We start from the raw sequence: 23,676 nt of genomic DNA, 5'->3' as shown, positions 1-23,676 counted from the left end.
CGCTAGCCTTAAGCACTTTACCCAAGACGAGCCGTTCTAACATTCGGTTAGGGTTGGCATGCGTAGTGTGCCTAAAGTTTGCATGAAGCCGGGACACTTCCATGCCCATCCGCGCCACATCAAAAACCGACGAGAGCCGTAGGGCAGGCGGACTTCTGCGCCGCTTCTCGCGCTCGGAGCGTGGCGTCACGGTCATCGAGTTCGCCATTGTCGGCCCGATCTTTTTTGCGATCATCGGGGCGACGATCGAGACGGCGCTGACGTTTTTCGCTGCCTATGCGCTCGATACAGCGGTGATCGACTCGTCTCGCTCCATCAAGACCGGCCAGCCCGGGTTCAGCCATTCCGCTTCCACCTACCGGACTGAGCTCTGTTCGCAGCTTTACGGCATCTTCGATTGCGATGAGATCCGCATATCGGTGCGCGAGATTGCCGATTTCCGGGATTTTTCCGCCACGTACCCTATCGATGAGAGTGGCGAATGGGCTTTTGACCAGCGCTATGAGGGCGCCGCCGGCGGACCGATCAGGGGCAACACCAATGTGATGGTCGAGGCTTATTACAAATGGCCGACCATTTTCAACATTCCCGGCCTGCATGCCGGGCAGACCGCCGACGGCAAGCGCCTTCTGGCCGCGGCCCATGCGTTCAAGACGGAGCCGTTTACGCCATGAGCGCCGCCAAGCCCCCCAAACGTTTCTGGCGCGACCAGCGCGGGATCGCCGCCGTCGAATTTGCGCTGATTGCCCCGATCATGCTCTTGACCTATCTCAGCGCAACCGACCTCACCCAGGCGCTGGCTATCGACCGCAAGCTCAGTCAGGTTGCGGCCACGGTGAGCGATCTTGTTGCGCAGGAAGAAGAAATTACGCGCTCCGAAGTGCAGGCGTTTTTTGAAGCAGGCGTCGCCATCATGCGCCCGTTCGACTTCGCCGAGACGAAGCTGCGCCTCACGATCGTCGAGGTCGATGGAAGTTCGGCCGAAGTGACCGGCACTACGCATCGCAATTGGAACCATGAAGGCCGCAATGGCCAGTCCTACGATCTGCCCGACGACATCATGACGCTATCGGACGGGCGCTACGCCGTGATCGCCAGCGCCAGCTATGGCTATAAGCCGATGTTCGGCACGATATTTAACGCCAGTGTTCCTCTTGAACAGCGCTCCATCCACGTCGTGCGGCGCGAGGTGGAAGATTTCGGATTTCCCATGGATGGCTCCGACGATCCGGAGGATGGCTCAGGCGGCTTGCTGGACCAAATCGTCGATGAGGTCGAAGACGTCGTCGACAACGTTGCCGGGGGCGGCAACGGAAGCACTGGCAGCGGCAATTGCGCCGGCAACAGTGGCGGCAACGGCCAGGGCAACAATTGCAACAACAACAATAATTCGGCCGGAAATAACGGAGGCAATTCGGGTAGCGGTAATAGTGGTGGCAGCAGCGGCAATGGCGGCAGCAGCGGGAATGGCAATGGGAATAGCGGCAATACGGGTGGCGGCAACACTGGCAGTACCGGCGGCGGCAATGGCAACAGTGGCAATAGCAACAGCGGCAATAGCGGCGGCCTCGGCTCGTGGCTTCGATGCCTGCTGTTTGGAATTTGCTAACGCGTCGCGGGGTCTTGCTCCCGACCTGAGGGTCTGACAAGACAAGGGCCTCGTCCCTCCTCTACCCGCAGGTGCTCCATGTCAGAACCGCTCATTCCCGTCTTCGATCTCGGTGGGGTCTTTGTCGACTGGGATCCGATGTATCTCTTTCGCAAGCTGTTCGAGACGGAAGAAGAAGCCCGCTGGTTCGGCGAAACCATCTGCACCAAGGACTGGAACCTGGAATTCGACGCGGGCGATATTTATGCCGAAGGCGTCGCCAAGCTGATCACCCGCTTCCCGCGCTATTGGCGCGAAATCCAAGCCTATGACACACGCTGGCGCGAAACGATCGGCGGCGTTTATCAGGGCACTGTCGATATCCACAACGAGCTGATCGCGGCAGAGATTCCGACATTCGCCATCACCAATTTCTCCTGGGAGAAATGGGTTTCGGTGCTGCCGGAATGGACGTTCCTTGAAAAGTTCGACGGCGTTGTCGTTTCCGGTCTGGAAAAGCTCGTGAAACCCGACCCGCGCATTTACCGGCTGTTTTGCGATCGCTACTCGCTGGCACCAGAGATGTGCGTTTTTATCGACGACAATGAGGCCAACGTGATCTCGGCCCGCGCCGTGGGCATGGAAGCGATCCACTTTTCATCGCCCGAAGCTCTGCGCGCCGAGTTGATCAGCTACGGCCTGCCGCTAAAAAGCTGATCTATTTCGTTCCGTACATCCGGTCGCCGGCATCGCCGAGGCCGGGGACGATGTAGCCGTGTTCGTTGAGCTTTTCATCAAGGCTGGCCGTAAAGATCGGCACGTCTGGATGGGCGTTGGTGAAGCGCTCGACGCCTTCGGGCGCGGCAAGAAGGCACAGGAAACGCAGATTGTTGGCCCCGCGATCCTTGAGCTTTTGCACGGCCGCAATCGCAGAATTGGCCGTCGCCAGCATGGGATCGACGACGATCACCAGCCGATCGGCGGCGTCGGACGGTGCCTTGAAATAATATTCGATGGCTTCGAGCGTTTCCGGATCGCGATAGAGCCCGATATGCGCGACGCGCGCCGAGGGCACCAGATCGAGCATGCCTTCGAGCAAACCTTCTCCCGCGCGCAGGATGGAGGCGAAGACCAGTTTCTTGCCTTTGAGCGTGGGCGCCTTGGTCGGCCCCACCGGGGTATCGATATCGACCTGCTCGGTTTCGAGATCGCGAGTGACCTCATAACAGAGCAGATGCGCGATTTCGCGCAGCAGCCTTCTGAAACTCGCCGTCGAGGTATCCTTGCAGCGCATGATGGTCAGCTTGTGCTGGACCAGCGGGTGATTGACGACGGTCAGGTTCTGCATGCGGCCTCTTTCTTTGTTATAGCGCTGAAGTGCCGTGCTTGCCCGGCGCGAGCCCCAGCCAGTGCGCGATTGTTTCGCCAATATCGGACAGAACCGGGCGCAAGCCAATGCTGCCCTTTGGCAAAGACCGGCTAAATAACAGGATTGGCACCTGCTCGCGCGTGTGATCCGTGCCTTTCCAGGTTGGATCATTGCCGTGATCGGCAGTGATAACCAGAAGATCGTCGTCCCTAAGCTTTGCGATCAGTTCGGGCAGGCGCCGATCGAATTTTTCCAATTCGGCGGCATAACCACCCGGGTCACGGCGATGGCCGTATTCGGTGTCGAAATCGACGAAATTGGTGAAGATCAACGCGCCATCGGCGGCCATCTCGAGCGCCTCTAGGGTGCGATCGAACAGCACCATATTGCCCGATGCCTTGATCTTGTGGGTCACGCCCTTGCCAGCGTAGATGTCGGAGACCTTGCCGATGGCATAGACCTGCCGCCCCGCCGCTTTGGTGCGGTCGAGCAGCGTATCTTCAGGGGGATCGATGGCAAAGTCGCGCCGATTGCCCGTGCGTTTGAACGATGCTGCATCCTCACCCACGAAGGGCCTCGCAATAACCCGACCTATCTTAAGGGGTGCCGTGAATTTGAACACCGCCTCGCAAAGCGCGTAGAGCCGATCGAGGCCGAAATGCTCCTCGTGGGCGGCGATCTGGAAGACCGAATCCACCGATGTGTAAAAGATCGGCTTGCCGGTCCTGATCGATTCCGCCCCGAAATCTTCGATGACCTGTGTGCCCGAAGCGTGCGTGTTGGCCAGCGAACCCTCGAGCCCGGTGGCTGCATAAATCTGGTCGAGCAGGTCCTGCGGGAAGGCGGGGTTTTCGTCAGGGAAATATCCCCACGCGAAGGGCACGGGCACGCCTGCGATTTCCCAATGGCCGGACGGGGTATCCTTGCCGATCGACACCTCGCGACCAACGCCCCAGCGCCCGCCGAGGGGCGTGTTGGTCAAGCCAGGTGGTACGGTGCCCGTGGAGAGCTCGGCAGCAGCGCCGAGACCCAGCCCGTCGAGATTGGGGAGATAAAGCGTGCCACCGCGCACGCCTTCGATATCGCCGCGCCCATCGGCGCAGGCTTGTGCGATGTGGCCGAGCGTATCGGCGCCCTCATCGCCAAAATCGGCAGCGTCGGGCGCCCCGCCGATGCCGAAACTATCGAGCAGGCAAATAATGGCGCGGGGCATCACTTGCCTCCTTGGGGTGCGATGTAATCGTAAACGACCGGGTGCGACGGGGGCGCGTCACCAATGGCGTAAGCCTTGCGCAGCCGCGCTTCGGCTTCCTGCGCTTTGGCCTCGTCGCGCGCGTGGATGCGGGCGATGGGCGTTTGAGGATCAATTTTCGCGCCCAGCCCAATCAGGCGATCGAAGCCGACCTGATAATCGATCGTGTCGGCAGGATTGGTGCGCCCGCCGCCGAGCACCACCACCGCCATACCGACGCCGCGTGTGTCGATGGAGCGAATATGTCCGCTCTCGGTGGGGAACACATCGCGCACGATGGGTGCGGGTTCGGGCGCATAGCGCGCAAGGTCGTGCCAGGAGCCCAGCGCATTGCACATGGCAAAGAATTTGTCCGCCGCCTTGCCGCTGTCCAGCGCAACCTTGGCGCGCAGTCGCGCATCGTCCTCGTCCAGCGCCATGCCGCCGAGCACCAGCGCGTGGGCGCAGAGCCCAAGCGTCACCTCTTCGAGCCGCGCATCGCGATGAGCGCCGGTGAGGAAATCGATGGCGTTTTTGACCTCGAGCCAATTCCCGGCAGCGGAGGCCAAAGGTTCGTTCATGTCGGTGATCAGAGCGCCGGTTTTCATCCCCGCGCCATTGGCGACCGCCGACAGGCTTTCAGCTAGGCTGATCGACTCCTCGCGCGTCTTCATGAAGGCGCCCGACCCGGTCTTGACGTCGAGGATCAGCGCTTCAAGGCCGGCGGCGAGTTTTTTCGAAAGGATGGAGGCGGTGATGAGCGAGATGTTTTCGACGGTCGCCGTCACGTCACGAATCGAATAGAGGCGTCGGTCGGCGGGTGCCAGATCGTCGGTCTGGCCGATGATGGCACAGCCCACGCTTTTGACCACGCGACGCAGCGTTTCGATGTCGGGATTGGTCATATAGCCGGGTATGGCATCGAATTTATCGAGCGTTCCGCCCGTGTGACCGAGCCCTCGGCCGGAGATCATCGGCACATAGGTGCCGCAGGCCGCAAGGATCGGCGCGAGCATCAGCGAGACATTATCGCCCACCCCGCCGGTCGAATGCTTGTCGATGGCCGGACCGTCCAGATCGGACCAGTCGAGCACACGGCCTGAATCGCGCATGGCAAGGGTCAAGGCGATGCGTTCGTCGAGCGACATGTTGCGGAAGAAGACGGCCATGGCAAACGCTGCAGCCTGCGCGTCGTTGACGGCGCCCGACGTAATTCCGGCAACGAAACCGCCGATCTCGTCAGCGTTCAACGCTTCGCCATCACGCTTTCGGGCGATGGTTTCCTGGGGGAGCGGGGTCATGCGATCAGACCTTGTGCAGCCGGACGGGTGGCTTTTCGGCGCGTTTCAAGACGCCCTTGGCCTCGAGATCGAGTTGAACGCATTTAAACCACCAGCCGGCCTTTTCCCCGCCGGGGAACAGGTCCTGTGGCAGATCGGGTTTGACCGCAGCGATCAATTGCGCGGGCGTTGCGCCAGGCTCTGCCGTGGGCATGTGATTTAGTACGGCATCGCGCATGGCTGTGTATTTGCCCTTATCCACGCGATAGATGTGGTCGGGAGACGTAAAGTTCTGGACCTCGATCTTTTCACTCATGGCCGCTTCCACCTGTCGCGCCTTCGATCCGGCTCACAGCTTTAGGCGCCATACGGCACCCAGATGTTCTTAATCTGGGTCGCCTTGCCAAGAAGATAGCCGCCTTCCATGACGGGATCTGACCAATCATAGGCGAGGCCCCGTGTCGTCCAGCTTTGCTTGACGTTGCCGGCCGAGCGGCGCTCGATTTCGGTGCTATCTTCGAGCGAGCCGGCAAACCAGATGCCGTCAACCCCGTCATGTTCGGCGAGGACCTTGGCGAGGGCCGGAGCATCGCCTGTAACGATATTGACGACGCCCGAGGGGACGTCGGAGGTTTCGAGCACCTGATAGAAATCCGTCATGGCCAATGGGTAGGGCGTCGAGGGCACAAGAACCGTCGTGTTGCCCATGGCGATCGCCGGAGCGAGCATGGCGATGGCGCCGAGCAGCGGGCTTTCGGTGGGCGCCGCGAGGGCGAGGACGCCGATGGGCTCGACCATAGCGACAGCCATCATACGGGCCGGCGGATTGTGCACGGCGCCATCGTATTTATCGGCCCATCCGCCAAAGGCGAACAGGCGCTCGACCGACTGGTCGACTTCGCGCTTTGCGGCGCTAGCCGACACCCCTGTCATGGCGCGGATGCGGTCGGTGAATTCGGCTTTGCGGGCGTCGAGATTTTCGCCGAGATAGTAGAGGATCTGCGCGCGGTTGTGGGCCGTGGTGCTTGACCAGCCCAGTGCCCCGCGCGCCGCTTCCACGGCGTTGCGGATATCCTTGCGGTTGCCCTCGCCCACCTCGCCGAGATGCTTGCCGTCCGAACCGGTGACCGGCATGGCATAGCCCGAATCCGGGCGCGCCTGCTTGCCGCCGATATAGAGTTTTGCCGTGCGATCAATGCCGGTGTGATCGGTCTTGCCCGAGGGTGCTGGGAGCTTGATTGGCGAGGCGGCTTTAAGCTTTTTCTCCCAAATGGGCTTGAGATAGGCGCCCATGCCCTCCTTGCCGCCCTCGCGGCCGAAGCCGGATTCGCGGTATCCGCCAAAGCCCACGGCGGCGTCGAACTGGTTGGTCGAATTGACCCAGACGACACCGGCCTTGATCTTCGGCGCGATATCGAGGGCGAGGTTGACGTTTTCGGTCCAGACCGATGCCGCGAGACCATATTTAGTGTTATTGGCGAGGGCCACGGCCTCTTCCGGCGTGCGGAAACTCATGGCGACGAGCACAGGCCCGAAGATTTCCTCGGACGCCAGCGAGTGGGCCGGCGAAATGCCGGTGACGAGCGTCGGGCGGACATAGCAGCCCTTCTCGGGCATATCGCCCTCGGGCGAGTAGAACTCGCCGCCTTCCGCCCTGCCCGCCTTGAGCAGGTCCATCACCCGCTCGACCTGAACCGGTGCGACAAGCGCGCCGATGTCTATGGATTTATCGAGCGGATCGCCGGTGCGCAGCGTTTTCATGCGCGTCTTGACCTTGGCGATGAAGCGCTCTTCGATCGACTCCTGGACCAGGAGCCGCGACCCTGCGCAGCACACCTGCCCCTGGTTGAACCAGATGGCATCGACGAGACCTTCCACGGCGCTGTCGAGATCGGCGTCCTCAAAAACCACGAATGGCGACTTTCCACCGAGTTCGAGGCTCAGGCCCTTGCCCGAACCGGCGGTGGCGCGGCGGATGATCTTGCCGACCTCTGTCGAGCCGGTAAAGGCGATCTTGTCGATATCGGGGTGCGAGACGATGGCTTCGCCCGTCTCCCCGGCGCCTGTCACGATATTGACGACGCCCTTGGGCAGACCAATGCGTGCGCAGATTTCGGCGAACAGCAACGCTGTCAGCGAGGTGAATTCGGCAGGCTTGAGCACCACAGTGTTACCGGCGGCAAGCGCCGGCGCAATCTTCCACGCCAGCATCAGCAGCGGGAAATTCCACGGGATGATCTGGCCGCAGACGCCATAGGGCACGTGATCGGGGAAGCTCTTGTCGATATGCTGCGCCCAGCCGGCGTGGTGGTAGAAATGACGTGCGACCAGCGGGATATCGATGTCGCGAGTCTCGCGGATCGGCTTGCCGTTGTCCAGCGTTTCGAGCACGGCAAGCAGCCGGCTCTCCTTTTGAATCTGACGCGCGATAGCGTAGAGATATTTGGCGCGCTCAAAGCCTGAGAGGCCCGACCAGCCTGAAAACGCTGAACGGGCAGCCTTTACGGCTTTATCGACATCGCCCTTCCCGGCTTCCGAAATATCGGCGAGCTTTTCGCCATTGGCAGGGTTGGTCGAGGCAAAGGTCTTGCCTGGCTTTGTGAATTCGCCATCGATGAAATGGCCGAATTTGCGCCCGTGGGCGTCCAGCCAGTCGAACGCCGGTCCGGGTGCTTCAGGCGACGGGCCGTATTCGAGGGTTTCAAAGATTTCAGCCACTTTGCTCATTGTCTTTCTCCGGGCCTCCAGCCGACTGGCGAGGCCAAAAAGGGATCGTGTGGATCGGCTCAGGCCATCGCGAAGCGGTAATCGGCGGCGTAGCGGCCAGTCAGCCCGTGCTCGATCTGGCGTTCGATGTCGGTGAGGAGCGACGAGGCGCCGAACCGGAACAGATGCGGTTGTAGCCAGTTGATGCCCAGCTCTTCCTTCATCAGCGCGAGATAGGTAATCGCGTCCTTGGCCTTGGCGATGCCGCCGGCCGGCTTGTAACCAATCTCGATGCCGGTTTCCTCGTGGAACCAGCGGATCATCCGCACCATGGCCAGCGAGGTCGGCAATGTTGCGTTGGTCTTTTCCTTGCCGGTCGAGGTCTTGATGAAATCGGCGCCGGCCAGCATGCAGACGAGCGAGGCCTTTGCGACATTGGTCAACGTGGCCAATTCGCCCGTGCCCAGAATGGTCTTGATGTGAGCATCGCCGCACGCGGCGCGCATGGCTTTGACCTGATCGTAAAGCCCCTGCCAATCACCATTGAGCACCATGCCGCGTTCAATGACGATATCGATTTCCTTAGCGCCGTCTTCGACCGAGGCTTCGATTTCGGCCAGCCGTATCTTGAGCGGTGTCAAACCATGCGGAAACGCTGTCGAGACAGCAGCCACGGGGATGTTCGTCCCCTCCAGCGCCTTGACCGCGGTTGCTACGAAATTGTGGTAGACGCACACAGCCGCCGGCGTGATGCCGAGATGTTTGACGCCCAACGCCTCGACGAGATCGGCGCGGATGGGGTTGCGCGCCTTGGCGCACAGCCGCTCGACGCGGCCGGGGGTGTCGTCGGAATTTAGCGTGGTCAGATCCATCAACGACACGGCCTTGAGCAGCCAGGCGAGCTGATAGTCCTTTTTCACCGAGCGCCGGGCGCCGATGGTTCCGGCGCGGCGTTCAAGCGCCGAGCGGTTCATGCGCACGCGCTCGACCCAATCGAGATCGAGCGGGAAACCCGGATTGCGCTTGTGGCCTGTCGCGTGACTCTGGTTATCGACGATCTTGAGACTCATATCTCCTCCACCAGCGCCGGGATGAGGCGCTTGAGTTTTTCCGCACCCAGCTTGGCGACTTCCTTGGTCTGGGTGTGCGAAATTGTTTCCTGCGCCATGCCGGCGCCCATATTGGTGATCGACGAGCAGGCCCAGACTTTCAGCCCCAAAAAGCGCGCGATGATCACTTCGGGGACAGTGGACATGCCGACCGCATTGGCCCCCAGCGTCTGCGCCATGCGGATTTCGGCCGGCGTCTCAAAGCTTGGCCCCGAAAACCACATATAGACACCCTCCTTGAGGGCGATTTCGAGGCGAGAGGCCACCGCATGAGTGGTCGCGCGAAGTTCGGGATCGTAGCAATCGAGCATATTGACGAAACGCGCGTCGGTTTCCTCCCCGATCAAGGGATTGAGCGCGAAAGCGATATGGTCGGACAAAAGCATCAAGCTGCCCGGCGGCACGTCGTGGTCGAGCGAACCTGCCGAATTGGTCAGCAGCAAGGTTCCGGCGCCAAGCTCGGCCATCGTTTCGAGCGCCGGGCGCATGGCGGCGGCGTCGCCGTGTTCGTAATAGTGCTGGCGCCCGGTCAAAATCGCTATGCGCTTGTCACCCATCTGGCCGATCAGCAAATCCTTGCCGTGTCCGGAAACCCCGCCCTGGGGAAAGCCCTTGAGGTCGGCAAAGGGGATCGTCACTTTCTCGGTCAGCAGGTCGCCGACGTCCGACAGCCCCGATCCGAGGATCAAGGCTGCTGCGATCGGGGTTTCGCCCGCCAGCTTCTGGATGGTCTTTAGAGCCTTGGCCATGCGTTCTATGCCTTGTGCAAAACTACGTGTCGCGCCGCCATGGGCACGATCGATCCTTGACCCTTAACAGGCCCTCAGCGGCCCAAAAACTCCGGGCCAAAGGAGTGCGGCAGGAGATCGCCCAGCGTTGTAAAGAGCGGCTCGCCGTCGATGCCCTGACAGATGACAGGGGTCGATAGCGACGCGAACTCTCTGATGCGCTGGCGGCAGCCGCCGCAGGGTGTGACGGGCGTTGCACCCGGCCCCGTCACGTAAATCTTTTCGATGCGCTTGGCGCCGCCCATGATCATTGCCGCGATGGCGGAGGTTTCCGCGCAATTGCCCTGAGGATAGGCAGCGTTTTCGATATTGCAGCCGGTGTAGATCTTGCCGTCATCGGCGAGGATTGCGGCCCCGACAGGAAACCCGGAGTAAGGGGCATAGGCGAGCTTGCGCGCGCTTTCCGCGCCCTCGAACAGCGTGGCATCGATATTTGAAGCTTCCGTCATCACCGTTCCTTCACATAGGGCTGGCCGGCAGCCTTGGGCGCGATGGCGCGGCCGACAAAGCCAGCGAGCAGAAGGATGGTGAGGACATAGGGCAGAGCCTGCATGGCCTGGGTCGGCACGCGACCGATCAGCGGCAAGTCGACGCCCTGGAGACGATACTGCATGGCTTCGAGGAAGCCGAACAACAGGCACGCGCCCAAGGCGGGGTAAGGCTTCCACTTGGCAAAGATCAGCGCCGCGAGCGCGATGTAGCCGCGTCCCGAACTCATCTCGCGCGAAAAGCTGGCGGCCTGCGCGGTCGAGAGATAGGCGCCACCCATGCCGACAAGCACCGCGGTGATCATCAACGCCTTGTAGCGCAGCCAGCTTACCGACATGCCTGCGGTATCGAGCGCCTTGGGATTTTCACCGACGGCGCGCAGGCGAAGACCGAAACGGGTGCGCCACAGCACCCACGCCGTCAGCGGGACGGCAAGGAAGGCGAGATAGGTGAGGATCGTATGCCCCGATAACAGCCCCGAATAGATCGGTCCGATGATCGGCACCCCCGACACTTCCTGCGCGAAGGGCAATCGAATGCCGTAGAACCGCGCGTCGCCCGTCAGCGGCGGCGTGTTGCCGCCACGGCCGAACCAGGCGGCGCCGAGAAAGACCGTCAGACCGGAGGCGAGGAAGTTCAGCGCCACACCGGAGATGATCTGGTTGCCGCGGAAATTGATCGAGGCCAGGCCATGGACGGCAGAAAACATCATCGAGACGCCGATGCCGGCCAGAAGCCCGAGCCACACATTGCCGGTGACCGAAGCAACGACGGCGGCGCCAAAGGCCGAGCCCAAGAGCTTGCCTTCGAGCCCGATATCGACGATGCCGGCGCGTTCGGAATAAAGGCCGGCGAGGCAAGCAAGGATCAATGGCGTCGAGACGCGGATCGTGGTGATCAGAATGGAAATGATGTCTTCCATTTCACGCCTCCTTTCGCTCTGTGGGCACCGGCTCTTTTTGTCGCGTTCGTGCCGTCAGGAACGCCAACTCGACCGGACGCCGCAGCATGTTGCTCATCGCCCCGGTAAAGAGGATCACGAGCGCCTGGATGGTGACGATCATCTCGCGGGTGATCGCAGGCATCGTGAAGGCCAGCTCCTGCCCGCCCTGATAGAGCACGCCGAACAGCAGCGCCGAAAGGCCCACGCCGATCGGGTGCGCCTTGCCCATGAACGCCACGGCAATGCCCACGAAACCTGTGCCCGCGACATAGCCCAGAATCAGGCGACCATGCGCGCCAGCGGTGTCGTTGATCGCGACCATGCCGGCCAGCGCCCCCGATATGGCCATTGCGAGCATGATCAGTTTGGCGTTGGACATGCCTGCGTAGCGCGCAGCTGTGCCGTTGTGGCCCATGGTGCGCAGAGCGTAGCCGAATTTCGTGTGCCAGATCAGGAGATACACTCCGACCAGGGCCAGAAGGGCCAACACAAAGGAGATGTTGACCGGGGTGTTGCGCAGCAAGGGGATCCATTCGGACAAGAACGGCACGCGCGTCACTTCGTCGATGCGGGCGCTCTCGTCTGAATTGACGTTGGCCGGCTTGAGGATACGCGAGATGATGTAGCTCATCATCGAGGTGGCGATGAAGTTCATCATGATCGTGGTGATCACCACGTGGCTGCCGCGCTTGGCCTGCAGATAGCCGGGAATGAAGGCCCAGAAACCGGCAAACAGCGCGGCCGAGATCATGATCAGCGGCATGGCGAGAGCCCAGTGCAGCCCACCGACCGCAAGCGCCACGAGGATGGCGCCGAGCCCGCCGACATAGGCTTGCCCCTCGCCCCCGATATTGAAAAGGCCAGCGTGGAAAGCGACCGCAACGGCGAGACCGGCGAAGATGAAATTGGTGGTGTAGTAAAGCGTGAAGCCGAACCCATAGCCGTAGCCGAAGGCGCCATAGAGCATGATGCGCACGGCTTCGATCGGGTTTTCACCCACGATCAGAACGACGATGCCGCCGATGATGAAGGCCAGGGTAACGTTGAGCACCGGCAGGAGGAGGACGTCGACCCACCGGGGCAATGGCATGGCAGAACTCATGTCGTCGCCTCGCGTTTAGGGGTCGTATCGCTTTTGACGCCAGCCATGAGCAGGCCGAGTTCGCCTTCATCGGCGGTTGCAGGGTCCGCTTCGCCAACCACTTCGCCGTCGAACAATACGACGATGCGGTCCGAGAGGGAGCGGATTTCATCGAGCTCGACCGAAACGAGCAGGATAGCCTTGCCCGCATCGCGCATCTTGATGATCTGGTTGTGGATGAATTCGATGGCCCCGATATCGACGCCTCGGGTCGGCTGTCCCACGATCAACACATCGGGGTCGCGCTCCATTTCGCGCGCCAGAACGATCTTTTGCTGGTTGCCGCCGGAAAAGTTCGCTGTCTTGAGATCGGCATTGGCGGGCCGGATGTCGAACTTTTCGATATGGCGCTGCGCCTCGGCGCGCGCGGCCTTGACGTCGAGCATCAGGCCTGAGCCGTATTTGTCGTAGTCGTGATAGCCCAGAATGGAATTTTCCCATTCGTAGAAATTGGTCACAAGGCCCATGCGCAGCCGGTCTTCAGGTACATGCGCCAGGCCCTTGCGGCGCAGGGTTGCCGCGCTGTCGGGGTGATGCGCCGTGACGTCTTCACCGTTGAGACGAATGGTGCCCGATTTGGAAGCGCGCATGCCGGCGAGCGCTTCGAGCAATTCGGACTGCCCGTTGCCGGCAACGCCAGCCACGCCCAGAATTTCCCCGGCGCGCACTGAAAGCGTCACGCCCTTGAGCCGCTCGGTGCCCATGTCATCCGCCACGACCAGATCGGTGACATCGAGTAACACATCACCGGGCTTGGCCTCGTCCTTTTCAACGCGCAGCAAGACGCGTCGTCCGACCATCAGTTCGGCAAGCTGCTCGGGATTGGTCTTGGCGGTTTCCAGCGTTTCCACCATCTGCCCCTGCCGCATGACCGACACCATGTCGGTGATGGCCATGATCTCGCGCAATTTGTGGGTGATCAGGATGATCGTCTTGCCCTCGTCGCGCAGGGTCTTGAGCACCTCAAAGAGGTGATCGGCTTCGGCGGGAGTCAGGACGCCGGTCGGCTCGTCGAGAATCAGGATATCGGCGCCGCGATAGAGCGCTTTGAGAATTTCCACGCGCTGCTGCTGGCCGACCGAGAGGTCTTCGATGAGCGCATCGACGGGGACGTTGAGGCCGTAGTCGCTAGCTAGGCGCTGCAACTCTCGCCGTGCCTTGTCGACACTGGGCTTGAGGAGCGCTGAATCCTCGGCGCCGAGGATAACGTTCTCGAGCACAGTGAAATTGTCGACCAGCATGAAGTGCTGATGCACCATGCCGATGCCCAGCGCGAGGGCGTCGGAGGAATTGTGGATCGTCACCGGCTTGCCGCCTACGACGATCTCGCCGCTGTCGGCGTGATAAAATCCGTAAAGGATCGACATCAATGTCGACTTCCCGGCGCCGTTTTCGCCAACGATGCCATGCACCGTGCCGCGTCTTACGGCCAGGTCGATATCGCGATTGGCATGTACGGATCCGAAGCTCTTGTTGATCTTTTTAAGTTCGATCGCAAGAGACGCTCCAGCGGCCGATGACGGCCGCTGGGCATGATCGGGTGTGGTGTCCATCACAGGACCTTCCCTTTCCGGGAAATTAGACCGGGCAGGATTCGTCTTCGCGGTAATCGTGGACGACGATTTCGCCCGATATGATCGCTGCAGTGATCTCATCGACCGTCGTGCGCATTTCGTCGGTGATCAACTCGGCGTTGTTGTCGTCAAATGCTGCGCCGACACCTTCTTCGGCCAGCCCGAGCACCTGGACGTCATTGGTCCACTCGTCATTGGCGAAGTCTTCGAAGGCGTTGTAGACGGCAACGTCCACGCGCTTGATCATCGAGGTCAGGACCTGGCCGGGATGGAGGTGGTTCTGGTTGGAGTCGACGCCAATGCCGAGCACGCCGGAGTCAGCTGCCGCCTGGAGCACGCCCACACCGGCGCCGCCGGCAGCGTGATAGATGACGTCAGCGCCGCGGTCGATCTGGCTCAGAGCGACTTCGGTACCACCACCGGGGTTGTTGAAGGCATCAAAGCCAGTGCCGATCGCGGTTTCGATGACTTCGACTTCCGGATCGATATAGGCAGCGCCCTGCTTGTAGCCGCAGCCGAAGGCCTGGAGCAGCGAGAAGTCAAAGGCGGGGATGAAGCCGATCGTGCCCGATTCCGTTGCCATCGCGGCGAGCGCGCCCACGAGGAACGAACCTTCGTGCTCTTTAAAGACCACCGAGCGGACGTTTTCGATATCGTCGACGACGGTATCGATGATCAGGAACGATGTGTCGGGGAAGTCAGGCGCAACCGAGCGCAGGGCGGTTTCCCACGAAAAGCCCGGCAGTACGATGGGGTTGTTTCCGCGCGCGGCGAACTGGCGAATAGCCTGCTCGCGCTGGGCGTCGCCCGAAATTTCGAGATCCTGGTAAGCCTGGCCGGTCTCGTCCATGAAACGCTGCGCGCCGTTATAGGCGGATTCGTTGAACGAGGCGTCGAACTTGCCGCCACCGTCATAGACGAGCGCGGGATCGGCCATTGCAGTACCGGCCATAAGCGTGGTGAGGGCGACACCGGCAAGTGCGGCGAGGCCAGTCTTTATTGTTTTGGACATGATTGATGCTCCCTATTCTCGGGCTGCAGAAAGGGGCCTGACGACACGCCAGTGCATTTCCACGCGCGATGAGACCCGATACAATCGCGCAATAGCACGGGACGCAATAGCGAATTTTGATTTTTTGACCATTTGGGCAAAAAATTTTGGGAAAGCGGTTACTGGCGCGCCGGGCGTCAGGACAGCTCGTGAAGCGGGGTGACTTCGGCGCCCATGGCTGCTCCGAATCGATCGAAAAATCCGTCGATCACCCTTTGGGCCGACGAACCGATCAACGCCTTGCCCAGCTTCATGATCTGGCCCGATGCGCCGCCCGTGGCGACAAAGACCAAAAGCGTGCCCTCGTCGCTGTCACTGAGCGCTATATCGGCCGAAGCCTGCGCCTTGCCAAACAATCCGCCGCGACCGTGTCCGGTGAGCGTATAGGTCCGGGCCGGTTCGACATTGGACAGCCGCAGGTCGCCGGTAAAGGTTGGACGCGCGACGCCAAGATTGACCGCCACCTCGACCTCGAGCGCATTGTCGCCGGTCCACTCGATCCGCTTGCAGCCTGGAATGCAGGCTCTAAGCACCTCGGCATCGTTGAGCGCGGCCCAGACGGCGTCGCGGTTGGCGGCAACCTGGTAACGTCCTCCAAAATCCACGCCGACATCCCTTCCGCCTTGATCACATGCGGCTTTTTAGCACCAATGGTGAGAAAACAATCACCGCAAAGCCTTCGCTCAATTGTATTCTGCCTTGCCTGGCGAAAAGATGTCACCACATCTGTCGCAGTTGCTAACAGGGACGTGGGCACATGATGAGCGAAGTGACTGTAGGCGCCGGCAGCCAGGTGATGGATAAGCCGTTGCAATACCTCGACAGGGCCGTCGGTGCGATCAAGACTTTGGGTCTCTGGCCCGAGGGCGAGCCCCAGGATGCGCCCATCACCGGGCTTCTCTCCGAAATCACCCATCTCGACGACACCAAGGTCGTCCTGATCGGTCGCGTCCTGACCCAGGCGAGCGCGTTCAACGAAGTCGTGCGCACTCAGGTCGCCGCCATGAATATCGGCGAACGGTACGAAGACATCACAAAATCCTTCAATTCGATACGCGACGACGCCAAGGGCATGGTTGACCAGCTCGATGATGGCAAGCTCGACGTTTTCGAGCGCGCCTCCAATGTCTGGATGAAGCTTTCGCGTGGTGACATCGCGGCGCGCTTCGACAAGATTCGCGCTACTTATCTCGACGTCTCGAAAGACACCAAGGATCAGATCGACCGCGAGCACACCATTTTGGAGGCGTATCGCGACTTTCGCGGCGCCCTCAAGCAGGCCGAGGTGATGGCGCTCGAAGTGCTAGAGCTTGCCCACGCCCAACTCGAACAGCGCAAGGTCGACCTCAAGGCGGAATCCGACAAGCTGGCCGCCTTTGCCGAAGGCACGCCCGCCGATCGGGCCCGCCTGGAAATGGCGCGCGACGAAAAGCTGCGCGATCTCCAGAACGAGGAACGCCGCTACCAGATTGCCAAAGATCTTTCCGACAATCTCACCATCTCCTATTCGACCTCGGAAGTGATCATGGCGCGCCTGATGCAGACGACCAACGCCAAGGAGCGCGTCTATCAGCAGTCGATCTCGTTCTTTTCGACCAATGAAACCGTCCTCACCGCGCTCTCGGCATCGTTTACTGGCCTTTTCGGCCTGCACGAATCCACCGAAACGCTCAACGCCATGAAAGAAGGCATGAGCAAGAGCCTCGAAACGCTCTCCGACATCGGCGGCCAGGTTCAGGAAGAAGCGCTCAAGGCTGGTTACGGCCCGACAATCCGCGCCGATGCGGTGAAAAAGCTCGTCGATAGCGTAGTAAGCTTTCAGGAGCATTCGTACACGATCATCGCCGAAATGCGGGATCAGGCGACGAAGAACTCCGCCGAAATTCGCGACGCCGTCGAAGACGGCAAGAAGCGCCTTGCAACCCTTGCCGCCGAGGGCAATGCCCTGGTCGCATCGCGCTAGAACATCCAAAGGCGGGCGATGGCAAACACTGGGTCCATGACGGCTGAGGCGCAAAAGGCACCGCTCGACGATGTGATGCTCGCCATGGACGTGGTCGACACCCTCCGCCATGAGGACAATCTGGTCGCGCGCGAAATGAGTGCGAGCGACCGCGAGGCGCAACTCATCGATCGCCTGCGTAAGATCTATCACGATCAGGGCATCGAGGTGCCGGACCGCATCCTCAAGGAAGGCGTAAAGGCCCTCGACGAAAGCCGCTTCACCTACACCCCTCCGGTCGACACATTCCAGACCCGGCTCGCCCGGCTTTATGTCCGGCGCGGTCGCTGGGGACGCCCGGTTGCCATCGGGCTTGCGCTGGTTGTCCTGGTCATCGGAGGCTATTTCCTCGGCTACCGGCCCTATCAGGCCGGGGTTGCGGAAGCGGCTCGGATCGAACTGGCTGAAACCATGCCAGCCCAGATGGATGCGCTTTATCGGCAAATCTTTAATGAGACCAAGGTGCAATCGGCCTCCGACGATGCCGCCGAACTCGTGTCCCGTGGCAAGGCTGCTGCAGAGCGCGGCGATCGCGAGGAAGCTGCCGGGATCATCGCCCAGCTCGAGACCATTCGCGATACGCTTTTGGCCGAATATTCCATCCGCATCGTCAACCGTCCGGGCGAATCCACAGGGGTGTGGCGCTTCCCGGAGGCCAATACGGACGCGACAAACTATTATCTCGTGGTCGAGGCCGTCGGTCCCAATGGCCAACTCGTCAACCTTCCGATCACGAACGAGGAAACGGGCCAGACCGAAGAGGTCTCGACCTGGGGCATTCGCGTGCCCGAGGTCACCTATGAGGCCGTGCGTGTCGACAGGCAGGACGACGGGATCATCCAGCGCAACATCCTCGGTATCAAGCAATACGGGTTTTTGGAGACTGATTTCACAATGCCGGTCCTTGAGGGAGCGATAACCCAGTGGTAGCCCGGCCATGAGTGTAAGCGGACCCAAAGCCATGCGGGCGCTCGACGATGCGCTGCGCGACATCCGTCGTGAAGAAGACGACATCACCAAGCGCATCGCGCGCACCAATGAGCGCGTCGGCAAGCTCCGCGAGACCGAACTGGGACAGTTGCGCGCGCTGGCCAAAATCCGGCTGTCGCCCGATAGTCAGGCCGATTTGACCGGCACGCTCAGTGCTGCTGAAAAGCAGGCGCGCGACATGTTGAAATCACATGCCGGCGTTCTGTCCGATCTCGAAAAGCAATTGAGCGAGCACGAGGAGTCGCTGGCCAAACTCTCCGAGGAGCGCCAGTCGCTGCTCGAAGCGATGGCATCGCGACAAGCAGAGCTCGATGCGCTGGCCGGGCCTGTGCGCGCCGCTCTGGCCGCCGACCCCGAACACGCGCGGCTGGCTGCAAATCTGACCGAGCGCGAGAACATGGCGATCGAAGCCGATCGCAAGGCCGATCTGGCGGAAGCCGACCGTGCGCAGAAGGGACAGCCCTATCGCGACGACCCGCTGTTTGCCTATCTCTGGGAGCGCGGCTATGGCACATCGCAGTACAAGGCCGGCAATATAACGCGCATGCTCGATGCGTGGGTCGCCCGGCTGGTGCGATATCACGATGCCCGCCCCAATTATGCGATGCTCACGGCGATCCCCGAACGGCTGCGCGAGCATGCTGAACGGCTCGATGCCGATGTTGATGCGCTGGAGTTCGATGTCGCAGCGCGTGAGATGGCCGCACTGGATGCCGCGGGTGGTCAGGTTGCACGCCAAGCCATCGAAACGGCCCGCGAGCGCATTGCGGTGATCGACGCGACGGTTCTCGCGCTGGAGGACGAGCGCGAGGGGCTGGCAGATCGGCACAAGCAACTGGCCGACGGCACCGACCCGACAGTGGCAAGCGCGGTGGATGTGCTTTCCGAGGCGATCCGTTTGACATCGGTCGAAAAACTGATCGCCGACGCCAAAGTCACACGCACCGAGGAGGACGATGCAATCGTCCAGCGCCTCAAGGAGACGCGCCGCCGTATTGCAGAAGAACAGGTCGAACTCGACGACGAGCGCGCCCGCCTCAAGACCCTCGAAGCACGTCGGCGCGAGCTTGAGGATATCGAGTTCGAATTCAAGAAATCGCGCTACGACGATCCACGTTCGCGGTTTGGCGAGGATCGTCTGGTCGGCGATTTCCTCACCGATTTCCTCAAGGGCGGCATGAACGCCTCGACCTATTGGAACCACTGGCGGCAATCCCAGGACTGGACCGGCACGTCCGGGCCAATCGTTCCCACCAACCAGCCGCGCGCCTCAAAGCCGCGCAAGAGTGGATTTCCCATCCCGCCGGGTGGATTTTCGCCGCGTCCACCATCGGGTGGATCATGGGGCGGGTTTTCTCGTCCACGCGGCGGCGGCTTTGGCGGCAGCGGCGGTTTCAAGACCGGCGCCGGGTTCTAGCGCCTTTTCAATTTATCTAGACGTTCTTTCGCAGCGCGAGCGCCGCACAGGCACGCTTGACGCGCAGCCGCGTCCATTGTATTCAACTAAACAGTTTAGAACTTATCAGTTGAATACAATGACGACGCACGATCCCCTCACTCTCGTTTTTGGCGCTCTCGCCGACCCCACCCGGCGTGCGATCCTGTCGCGCCTGGCCCAGGGGCCGGCCAGCGTTGGCGAACTCGCGGCACCGCACGCCATGAGCCTTGCTGGCGTTTCGAAACACATCAAGGTGCTTGAGACGGCCGGGCTGATCAGTCGGCGCAAGGATGCCCAATTTTATTACTGCCGGCTCACTGCCGATCCCCTCAAGGATCTGCAAGGCTGGCTCGATGCCTATCGCCGCTTTTGGGACGACAATCTCGACCAGTTCGAAGCCTATCTTGCCGACCTCCAAAAGGGCGATCCCGACAGCAAACAGTGAGCCGCAGGAAAGGGCGCACGATGAGCGACACTATGATCGAACTCCCCGGCGACAAGCCGGTCATCACCTTCACCCGTATTTTAAAGGCACCACGCGCCCTCGTCTGGAAAGCCTTTACCGAGCGCGAGCACGTCGGCCATTGGTGGGGTCCCCGATCCATCGGGCCGGTCGAAATCGTCGAGCACGATTTCCGCCCCGGTGGGCGCTGGCGCTATGTTCAGGATGTGCGCGATGCGGGAAAAGTCGCGTTTTTCGGGTCGTTCGTTGAAATCGACGCGCCCGCGTCCTACGTCAACACCTTCGGCTTTGAAGGACCGTTCGGCTCGTCAGAAGGCAATGAAGGGCGCGAAACCCAGAGCTTCGAAGACCTTGGCGACACGACGCGATATTTCGCAGTCTCATATTTCGATGATTTCGCGACCCGCGACGCCGTTGCCGCGTCGGGCATGGAAGCCGGAGCGCGTGAGCAGATCGAGCAGTTGGCGACCTATGTGCAGGGCATGAAAAGCTAGAGCTGGAGTTCGAGCCGCGCCCTGGTGCCGATCGCGACGCTGTCATAGGCCAGCGTCGCCCCAAGCCCGCTGGCCGTCGCGGCGATGACGCGTGAACCGATGCCCGTGCCCTGTATCTGGCCCTCGCCATTCCATCCAACGCCGTCATCCTCGACGACAATTTCGACCCTGCCCGGGGTGGGCTGGCTGGCCCGGACGCGGATTTCGCCCGCCTGGCGGTCGCGATAGGCGTATTTGGCGGCATTTGTCACGAGTTCATTGACGATCACGCCCACTGAGACGGCCTTGTCGGTCGGCATGCGCAGCGGTTCGGCTGAAAGCTTGATATCGGCGACAGCGCCGTCCAGGCTCATCGATGCCTGGATGTCGCTGGCGAGATTGCCGAGATAGGCGTCGATATCGACAAAACGTACGTCGTCCGTCGTGTAAAGCCGCTTGTGAATACCGGCGATGGCGGTGATCCGCCCTTGCGTTTCGGCCAGCGCATCCTTGGCCGCCGGATCGGAAACCGCCGACATCTGCAGCCGCACAAGCGCCGCCACCAGAGCCAGCGAGTTGGCGACGCGATGATTGACTTCGGCGAGCGCCAGTTCGGCGCGTTCCTTGGCCAGCCGCATTTCGCGCTCGGCCTGGTCGCGCGCCTTGTGAAGCCGCGATGTCTCGATGGCTTGCTCTATCGCGTTGCTCAAAAGCTCGAGGAAATCCTCGCCGACGGTCTTGAGCACATAGTCGGCCGCGCCCGCCTTGAGTGCAGCCACGGCAAGTGCGGCCTCGGTCGAGCCCGTCACATAGACGATCGGGGGCGCATCCACGCTCGCCGCGACCGTTTCCAGCATGACGAGACCGGTGCGGTCGCCGAGATAGTGATCGAGGACCAAAACGTCGATGTCGCCCTGTGCCAGTCGTGCGAACCCGGCATCGGCATCCGTCACATGCTCGATCTCGCGCCCGCGCCGGCCCAGAACTTTCTGAACCAGACGCCCGAGCGCCGGATCGTCATCGACATAGAGGATTTTCGCCGGGGAGTGGGGCATCGCCTCAGGCGGTCTCCGGAACCTGCATCACCGAAAAGAACAGTCCGAGCTGGCGGATCGCGTTGGCGAACCCGTCATAGTCGACCGGTTTGGTGATATAGACATTGGCGCCGAGATCGTAGCAGCGCTGGATCTCGCGCTCGTCGTCGGTGGTGGTAAGGACCACGACCGGGGTCCGTTTGGTGTGCTGGTTGGCCTTGACCTTCTCCAGGATCTGAACGCCAGTCGTGTCCGGCAGGTTGAGATCGAGCAGGATCAGCAGGTGCCGATGAGCACTGACTTCGCCAGTACCGTCTTCGCCGAACAGGAAATCGAGAGCGTCGGTGCCGTTGGTGAACGGGATGATCTGGTTGTTGACCCCGGCCCGTCGAATATTCTTTTCGATGAGGCGAGCGTGGCCTTCATCATCTTCGATCATGATGATGGTCACGGGTTTGGATTCGATGGTCATGGCTTAGGCCCTGCTTCTGGCTATGGCACGCAGATCCGGAGCAATGGACACCGTAAAGGTCGTCCCGTGTACCGGGTTGGATTTCAATGTAATATCGCCGCCGAGGTTGCGGGCCATTATGCGCACATGCGCAAGCCCGATACCCTCGCCCGGCACGTTCTGGTTTCCCGAACGGCGAAACAATTCAAAAACGCGGTCATGGTCTTCAGGCGCAATGCCACGGCCGTTGTCGCTGACGTCGATAAAAATGCGTCCGTCGCGCTCTTGCCGGCCCTTGATCTCGATCTGGATCGGACGGTCCGGATGCCTGTACTTTATGGCATTGTCAAGGAGATTGCCCAGAACCTGTTCGAGCGCCAAACGGTCGGTGAAGACCGGCGGTGTCGCAATGTCTATCGAGGCTTCGCCCTCGCTGTCCGATATCTGGTGCTGGACCGCCCCGACTGTGGATTCGGCGAGGTCGGTCAGGTCGACCCGTTCCGCCTTGAGCGCGCGCCCGCCTTCACGCGAGATTTTGAGGATTGCGTTGATCAACCCGTCCATCTTGCGCGTCGAGGAGCGAATGAACCCGATGGCCTCCGGCAAGTCCTCCAGCGCTGTCTGGCGGGCTTCGACGATCACAGGGTCCGTGCTGTCTTCCGGGTGCTTTGCCACCAGCGCGTTGATCGGGCTGAGGGCCGACTCGAGTTCGGACGTGAAGCCCATGATATTGACCAGCGGCGCCCGCAGATCGTGGGTCACGATATAGGCGAACCGCTGCACTTCTTCATTGGCACGCCGCAGGTCGGTCGTCCGTTCGGCCACCCGCGCCTCGAGATCATGGTTGAGAGCTTCGACCTCGGATCTGGCGTAATCGAGCTCGCGGGTGTAGCGCAGCACCATCCATGCGGCGCCGCCCACCACCGCGATAATCACCAATGCTGCGATCAGCGCCACGATGCGCAAGGCATTGGCTGCACCGCGCTGATCGACAATCCCGTTAAAGGTCCGCTCGTCGGCTGCCGCGATCACTGCATCGAGCAGCGTACGCATGCGCGTCATCATCTGCTCGCCGGTATCTGTCGTGACAATCGCCAGGGCTTCGTCAGACTGACCGGCGGCGGCCAGGTCGATGGTTTGCGACAGTTCGGCGAGCTTGTCATTGATATCGATCTGCATCTGAGCCATAGGCTCGTCCGCCTGAGGATAGGCGGCGAGAACCGCCGCAAGTCGGTCATAGGCCGGCTGTATGCGACCGATCGCATTCTGATACGGTTCGAGATAGGCGTCATCGAGCGTTAGCAGGAAGCCACGCTGGGACGATTGCGCGTCCTGGAGCAGATTGCGCAGCTCGACAGCAGCCTGCCGACCTTCGCGGGCTTCCACAACTTCTTCGAAATAGACCTGGGTGCGCTCGACCAGCCAGATGGTCGCTGCGACCACTCCGATCAACGCCAGCAGACCCACGATGATGAGCGCAAGGCTATAGCGGGCAAAGCCCTTGGATGTAATCGGCATCTTGCTGGGATGAGGCCCGGAGTTCAAACTTTGTTGAT

General features: G+C 61.2%; 24 protein-coding genes. 8 read left to right on the top strand and 16 right to left on the bottom strand.

All coding sequences use genetic code 11. The features are described 5' to 3' along the window. Positions 1-101: 101 nt before the first annotated feature. From BLR31_RS09830 to BLR31_RS09820, 3 genes are all read left to right on the top strand, one after another. A complete protein-coding gene (locus BLR31_RS09830; RefSeq protein WP_090595442.1) occupies positions 102-674 on the top strand; it encodes a TadE/TadG family type IV pilus assembly protein in 573 nt (190 codons plus the stop codon). Next, complete coding sequence (locus BLR31_RS09825) at positions 671-1,609, top strand: TadE/TadG family type IV pilus assembly protein (RefSeq protein WP_090595440.1); 939 nt, start codon at positions 671-673, stop codon at positions 1,607-1,609. Before BLR31_RS09830 ends, BLR31_RS09825 begins: the two co-directional genes overlap by 4 nt. A gap of 78 nt (positions 1,610-1,687) precedes the next feature. Beyond that, positions 1,688-2,305 (top strand): HAD family hydrolase, encoded by a 618-nt coding sequence (locus BLR31_RS09820; RefSeq protein ID WP_090595438.1) that lies wholly within the window; start codon positions 1,688-1,690, stop codon positions 2,303-2,305. Between the two features lies 1 nt (position 2,306). Here BLR31_RS09820 and upp read toward each other — a convergent pair whose 3' ends face one another. The 13 genes from upp to BLR31_RS09755 form a co-directional block, all read right to left on the bottom strand. Next, positions 2,307-2,936, bottom strand: a complete 630-nt coding sequence (gene upp / locus BLR31_RS09815; protein ID WP_090595435.1) for a uracil phosphoribosyltransferase — start codon at positions 2,934-2,936, stop codon at positions 2,307-2,309. A 16-nt stretch (positions 2,937-2,952) separates the two neighbouring features. After that, the gene (locus BLR31_RS09810) at positions 2,953-4,170 is read right to left on the bottom strand and encodes a phosphopentomutase (RefSeq protein ID WP_090595432.1); all 1,218 of its coding nucleotides are present in this window, start codon (positions 4,168-4,170) and stop codon (positions 2,953-2,955) included. Then, positions 4,170-5,489: a thymidine phosphorylase gene (gene deoA / locus BLR31_RS09805; RefSeq protein WP_090595428.1), complete on the bottom strand. Its 1,320-nt coding sequence runs from the start codon at positions 5,487-5,489 to the stop codon at positions 4,170-4,172. Before deoA ends, BLR31_RS09810 begins: the two co-directional genes overlap by 1 nt. Before the next feature lie 4 nt (positions 5,490-5,493). Continuing rightward, positions 5,494-5,784 (bottom strand): DUF6958 family protein, encoded by a 291-nt coding sequence (locus tag BLR31_RS09800; RefSeq protein ID WP_090595425.1) that lies wholly within the window; start codon positions 5,782-5,784, stop codon positions 5,494-5,496. 41 nt (positions 5,785-5,825) lie between these two features. Beyond that, positions 5,826-8,195, bottom strand: a complete 2,370-nt coding sequence (locus tag BLR31_RS09795) for an aldehyde dehydrogenase family protein (protein ID WP_090595423.1) — start codon at positions 8,193-8,195, stop codon at positions 5,826-5,828. Positions 8,196-8,254: 59 nt separating this feature from the next. Continuing rightward, positions 8,255-9,244 carry a deoxyribose-phosphate aldolase gene (deoC, locus tag BLR31_RS09790; protein WP_090595420.1) on the bottom strand — a complete coding sequence of 330 codons (990 nt, stop codon included), beginning with the start codon at positions 9,242-9,244 and terminating at the stop codon, positions 8,255-8,257. Then, on the bottom strand, positions 9,241-10,032 hold the full coding sequence (locus BLR31_RS09785) for a purine-nucleoside phosphorylase (protein WP_090595418.1): 792 nt from the start codon (positions 10,030-10,032) through the stop codon (positions 9,241-9,243). Before BLR31_RS09785 ends, deoC begins: the two co-directional genes overlap by 4 nt. 74 nt (positions 10,033-10,106) lie before the next feature. After that, complete coding sequence (locus tag BLR31_RS09780) at positions 10,107-10,520, bottom strand: cytidine deaminase (RefSeq protein ID WP_090595416.1); 414 nt, start codon at positions 10,518-10,520, stop codon at positions 10,107-10,109. Next, entirely contained in the window at positions 10,520-11,482 is a 963-nt protein-coding gene (locus tag BLR31_RS09775) for an ABC transporter permease (protein ID WP_090595413.1), read from the bottom strand. Before BLR31_RS09775 ends, BLR31_RS09780 begins: the two co-directional genes overlap by 1 nt. Before the next feature lies 1 nt (position 11,483). After that, the gene (locus tag BLR31_RS09770; protein WP_090595410.1) at positions 11,484-12,593 is read right to left on the bottom strand and encodes an ABC transporter permease; all 1,110 of its coding nucleotides are present in this window, start codon (positions 12,591-12,593) and stop codon (positions 11,484-11,486) included. A gap of 8 nt (positions 12,594-12,601) precedes the next feature. Then, positions 12,602-14,197, bottom strand: coding sequence for an ABC transporter ATP-binding protein (locus tag BLR31_RS09765; RefSeq protein WP_090595407.1), 1,596 nt, complete (start codon positions 14,195-14,197; stop codon positions 12,602-12,604). Between the two features lie 25 nt (positions 14,198-14,222). After that, positions 14,223-15,230: a BMP family lipoprotein gene (locus BLR31_RS09760; protein WP_090595404.1), complete on the bottom strand. Its 1,008-nt coding sequence runs from the start codon at positions 15,228-15,230 to the stop codon at positions 14,223-14,225. 176 nt (positions 15,231-15,406) lie between these two features. Continuing rightward, positions 15,407-15,874, bottom strand: coding sequence for an SRPBCC family protein (locus tag BLR31_RS09755; RefSeq protein WP_090595401.1), 468 nt, complete (start codon positions 15,872-15,874; stop codon positions 15,407-15,409). A gap of 155 nt (positions 15,875-16,029) precedes the next feature. Here BLR31_RS09755 and BLR31_RS09750 point away from each other — a divergent pair, with 155 nt between their 5' ends. The 5 genes from BLR31_RS09750 to BLR31_RS09730 all read left to right on the top strand — a co-directional run bounded on the left by BLR31_RS09750 (position 16,030) and on the right by BLR31_RS09730 (position 20,656). Continuing rightward, a complete protein-coding gene (locus BLR31_RS09750; protein WP_176762599.1) occupies positions 16,030-17,232 on the top strand; it encodes a cell surface protein in 1,203 nt (400 codons plus the stop codon). 18 nt (positions 17,233-17,250) lie between these two features. Continuing rightward, positions 17,251-18,201 (top strand): DUF6384 family protein, encoded by a 951-nt coding sequence (locus tag BLR31_RS09745; RefSeq protein WP_090595398.1) that lies wholly within the window; start codon positions 17,251-17,253, stop codon positions 18,199-18,201. A 7-nt stretch (positions 18,202-18,208) separates the two neighbouring features. After that, complete coding sequence (locus BLR31_RS09740; protein ID WP_090595395.1) at positions 18,209-19,678, top strand: coiled-coil domain-containing protein; 1,470 nt, start codon at positions 18,209-18,211, stop codon at positions 19,676-19,678. 118 nt (positions 19,679-19,796) lie between these two features. Further along, a complete protein-coding gene (locus BLR31_RS09735; RefSeq protein WP_090595393.1) occupies positions 19,797-20,144 on the top strand; it encodes an ArsR/SmtB family transcription factor in 348 nt (115 codons plus the stop codon). A 20-nt stretch (positions 20,145-20,164) separates the two neighbouring features. Next, complete coding sequence (locus BLR31_RS09730) at positions 20,165-20,656, top strand: SRPBCC domain-containing protein (protein WP_090595390.1); 492 nt, start codon at positions 20,165-20,167, stop codon at positions 20,654-20,656. On the opposite strand, the gene BLR31_RS09725 is transcribed toward BLR31_RS09730, so the two are convergent. From BLR31_RS09725 to BLR31_RS09715, 3 genes are read right to left on the bottom strand one after another with little or no spacing between them, the layout of a single operon-like run. Then, positions 20,653-21,690: a sensor histidine kinase gene (locus BLR31_RS09725; protein ID WP_090595387.1), complete on the bottom strand. Its 1,038-nt coding sequence runs from the start codon at positions 21,688-21,690 to the stop codon at positions 20,653-20,655. The two genes, BLR31_RS09730 and BLR31_RS09725, sit on opposite strands and share 4 nt — an antisense overlap. Positions 21,691-21,694: 4 nt before the next feature. Beyond that, a complete protein-coding gene (locus BLR31_RS09720; protein ID WP_090595384.1) occupies positions 21,695-22,141 on the bottom strand; it encodes a response regulator in 447 nt (148 codons plus the stop codon). Positions 22,142-22,144: 3 nt separating this feature from the next. After that, positions 22,145-23,638: a sensor histidine kinase gene (locus BLR31_RS09715; RefSeq protein WP_090595381.1), complete on the bottom strand. Its 1,494-nt coding sequence runs from the start codon at positions 23,636-23,638 to the stop codon at positions 22,145-22,147. Positions 23,639-23,676: the final 38 nt, after the last annotated feature.

Origin of the sequence: Pelagibacterium luteolum (assembly GCF_900100665.1) — a bacterium.
Taxonomy (GTDB): Bacteria; Pseudomonadota; Alphaproteobacteria; order Rhizobiales; family Devosiaceae; genus Pelagibacterium; species Pelagibacterium luteolum.
The sequence above is the reverse complement of the archived record's forward strand: the minus strand, read 5'-3'. Positions and strand labels throughout refer to the sequence as shown.

Coding starts and splice junctions, on each gene's coding strand:
- BLR31_RS09830 (WP_090595442.1), top strand. CDS start 102: ATGCCCATCCGCGCCACATCAAAAACCGACGAGAGCCGTAGGGCAGGC.
- BLR31_RS09825 (WP_090595440.1), top strand. CDS start 671: ATGAGCGCCGCCAAGCCCCCCAAACGTTTCTGGCGCGACCAGCGCGGG.
- BLR31_RS09820 (WP_090595438.1), top strand. CDS start 1,688: ATGTCAGAACCGCTCATTCCCGTCTTCGATCTCGGTGGGGTCTTTGTC.
- upp (WP_090595435.1), bottom strand. CDS start 2,936: ATGCAGAACCTGACCGTCGTCAATCACCCGCTGGTCCAGCACAAGCTG.
- BLR31_RS09810 (WP_090595432.1), bottom strand. CDS start 4,170: ATGCCCCGCGCCATTATTTGCCTGCTCGATAGTTTCGGCATCGGCGGG.
- deoA (WP_090595428.1), bottom strand. CDS start 5,489: ATGACCCCGCTCCCCCAGGAAACCATCGCCCGAAAGCGTGATGGCGAA.
- BLR31_RS09800 (WP_090595425.1), bottom strand. CDS start 5,784: ATGAGTGAAAAGATCGAGGTCCAGAACTTTACGTCTCCCGACCACATC.
- BLR31_RS09795 (WP_090595423.1), bottom strand. CDS start 8,195: ATGAGCAAAGTGGCTGAAATCTTTGAAACCCTCGAATACGGCCCGTCG.
- deoC (WP_090595420.1), bottom strand. CDS start 9,244: ATGAGTCTCAAGATCGTCGATAACCAGAGTCACGCGACAGGCCACAAG.
- BLR31_RS09785 (WP_090595418.1), bottom strand. CDS start 10,032: ATGGCCAAGGCTCTAAAGACCATCCAGAAGCTGGCGGGCGAAACCCCG.
- BLR31_RS09780 (WP_090595416.1), bottom strand. CDS start 10,520: ATGACGGAAGCTTCAAATATCGATGCCACGCTGTTCGAGGGCGCGGAA.
- BLR31_RS09775 (WP_090595413.1), bottom strand. CDS start 11,482: ATGGAAGACATCATTTCCATTCTGATCACCACGATCCGCGTCTCGACG.
- BLR31_RS09770 (WP_090595410.1), bottom strand. CDS start 12,593: ATGCCATTGCCCCGGTGGGTCGACGTCCTCCTCCTGCCGGTGCTCAAC.
- BLR31_RS09765 (WP_090595407.1), bottom strand. CDS start 14,197: ATGGACACCACACCCGATCATGCCCAGCGGCCGTCATCGGCCGCTGGA.
- BLR31_RS09760 (WP_090595404.1), bottom strand. CDS start 15,230: ATGTCCAAAACAATAAAGACTGGCCTCGCCGCACTTGCCGGTGTCGCC.
- BLR31_RS09750 (WP_176762599.1), top strand. CDS start 16,030: ATGAGCGAAGTGACTGTAGGCGCCGGCAGCCAGGTGATGGATAAGCCG.
- BLR31_RS09745 (WP_090595398.1), top strand. CDS start 17,251: ATGGCAAACACTGGGTCCATGACGGCTGAGGCGCAAAAGGCACCGCTC.
- BLR31_RS09740 (WP_090595395.1), top strand. CDS start 18,209: ATGAGTGTAAGCGGACCCAAAGCCATGCGGGCGCTCGACGATGCGCTG.
- BLR31_RS09735 (WP_090595393.1), top strand. CDS start 19,797: ATGACGACGCACGATCCCCTCACTCTCGTTTTTGGCGCTCTCGCCGAC.
- BLR31_RS09730 (WP_090595390.1), top strand. CDS start 20,165: ATGAGCGACACTATGATCGAACTCCCCGGCGACAAGCCGGTCATCACC.
- BLR31_RS09725 (WP_090595387.1), bottom strand. CDS start 21,690: ATGCCCCACTCCCCGGCGAAAATCCTCTATGTCGATGACGATCCGGCG.
- BLR31_RS09720 (WP_090595384.1), bottom strand. CDS start 22,141: ATGACCATCGAATCCAAACCCGTGACCATCATCATGATCGAAGATGAT.
- BLR31_RS09715 (WP_090595381.1), bottom strand. CDS start 23,638: ATGCCGATTACATCCAAGGGCTTTGCCCGCTATAGCCTTGCGCTCATC.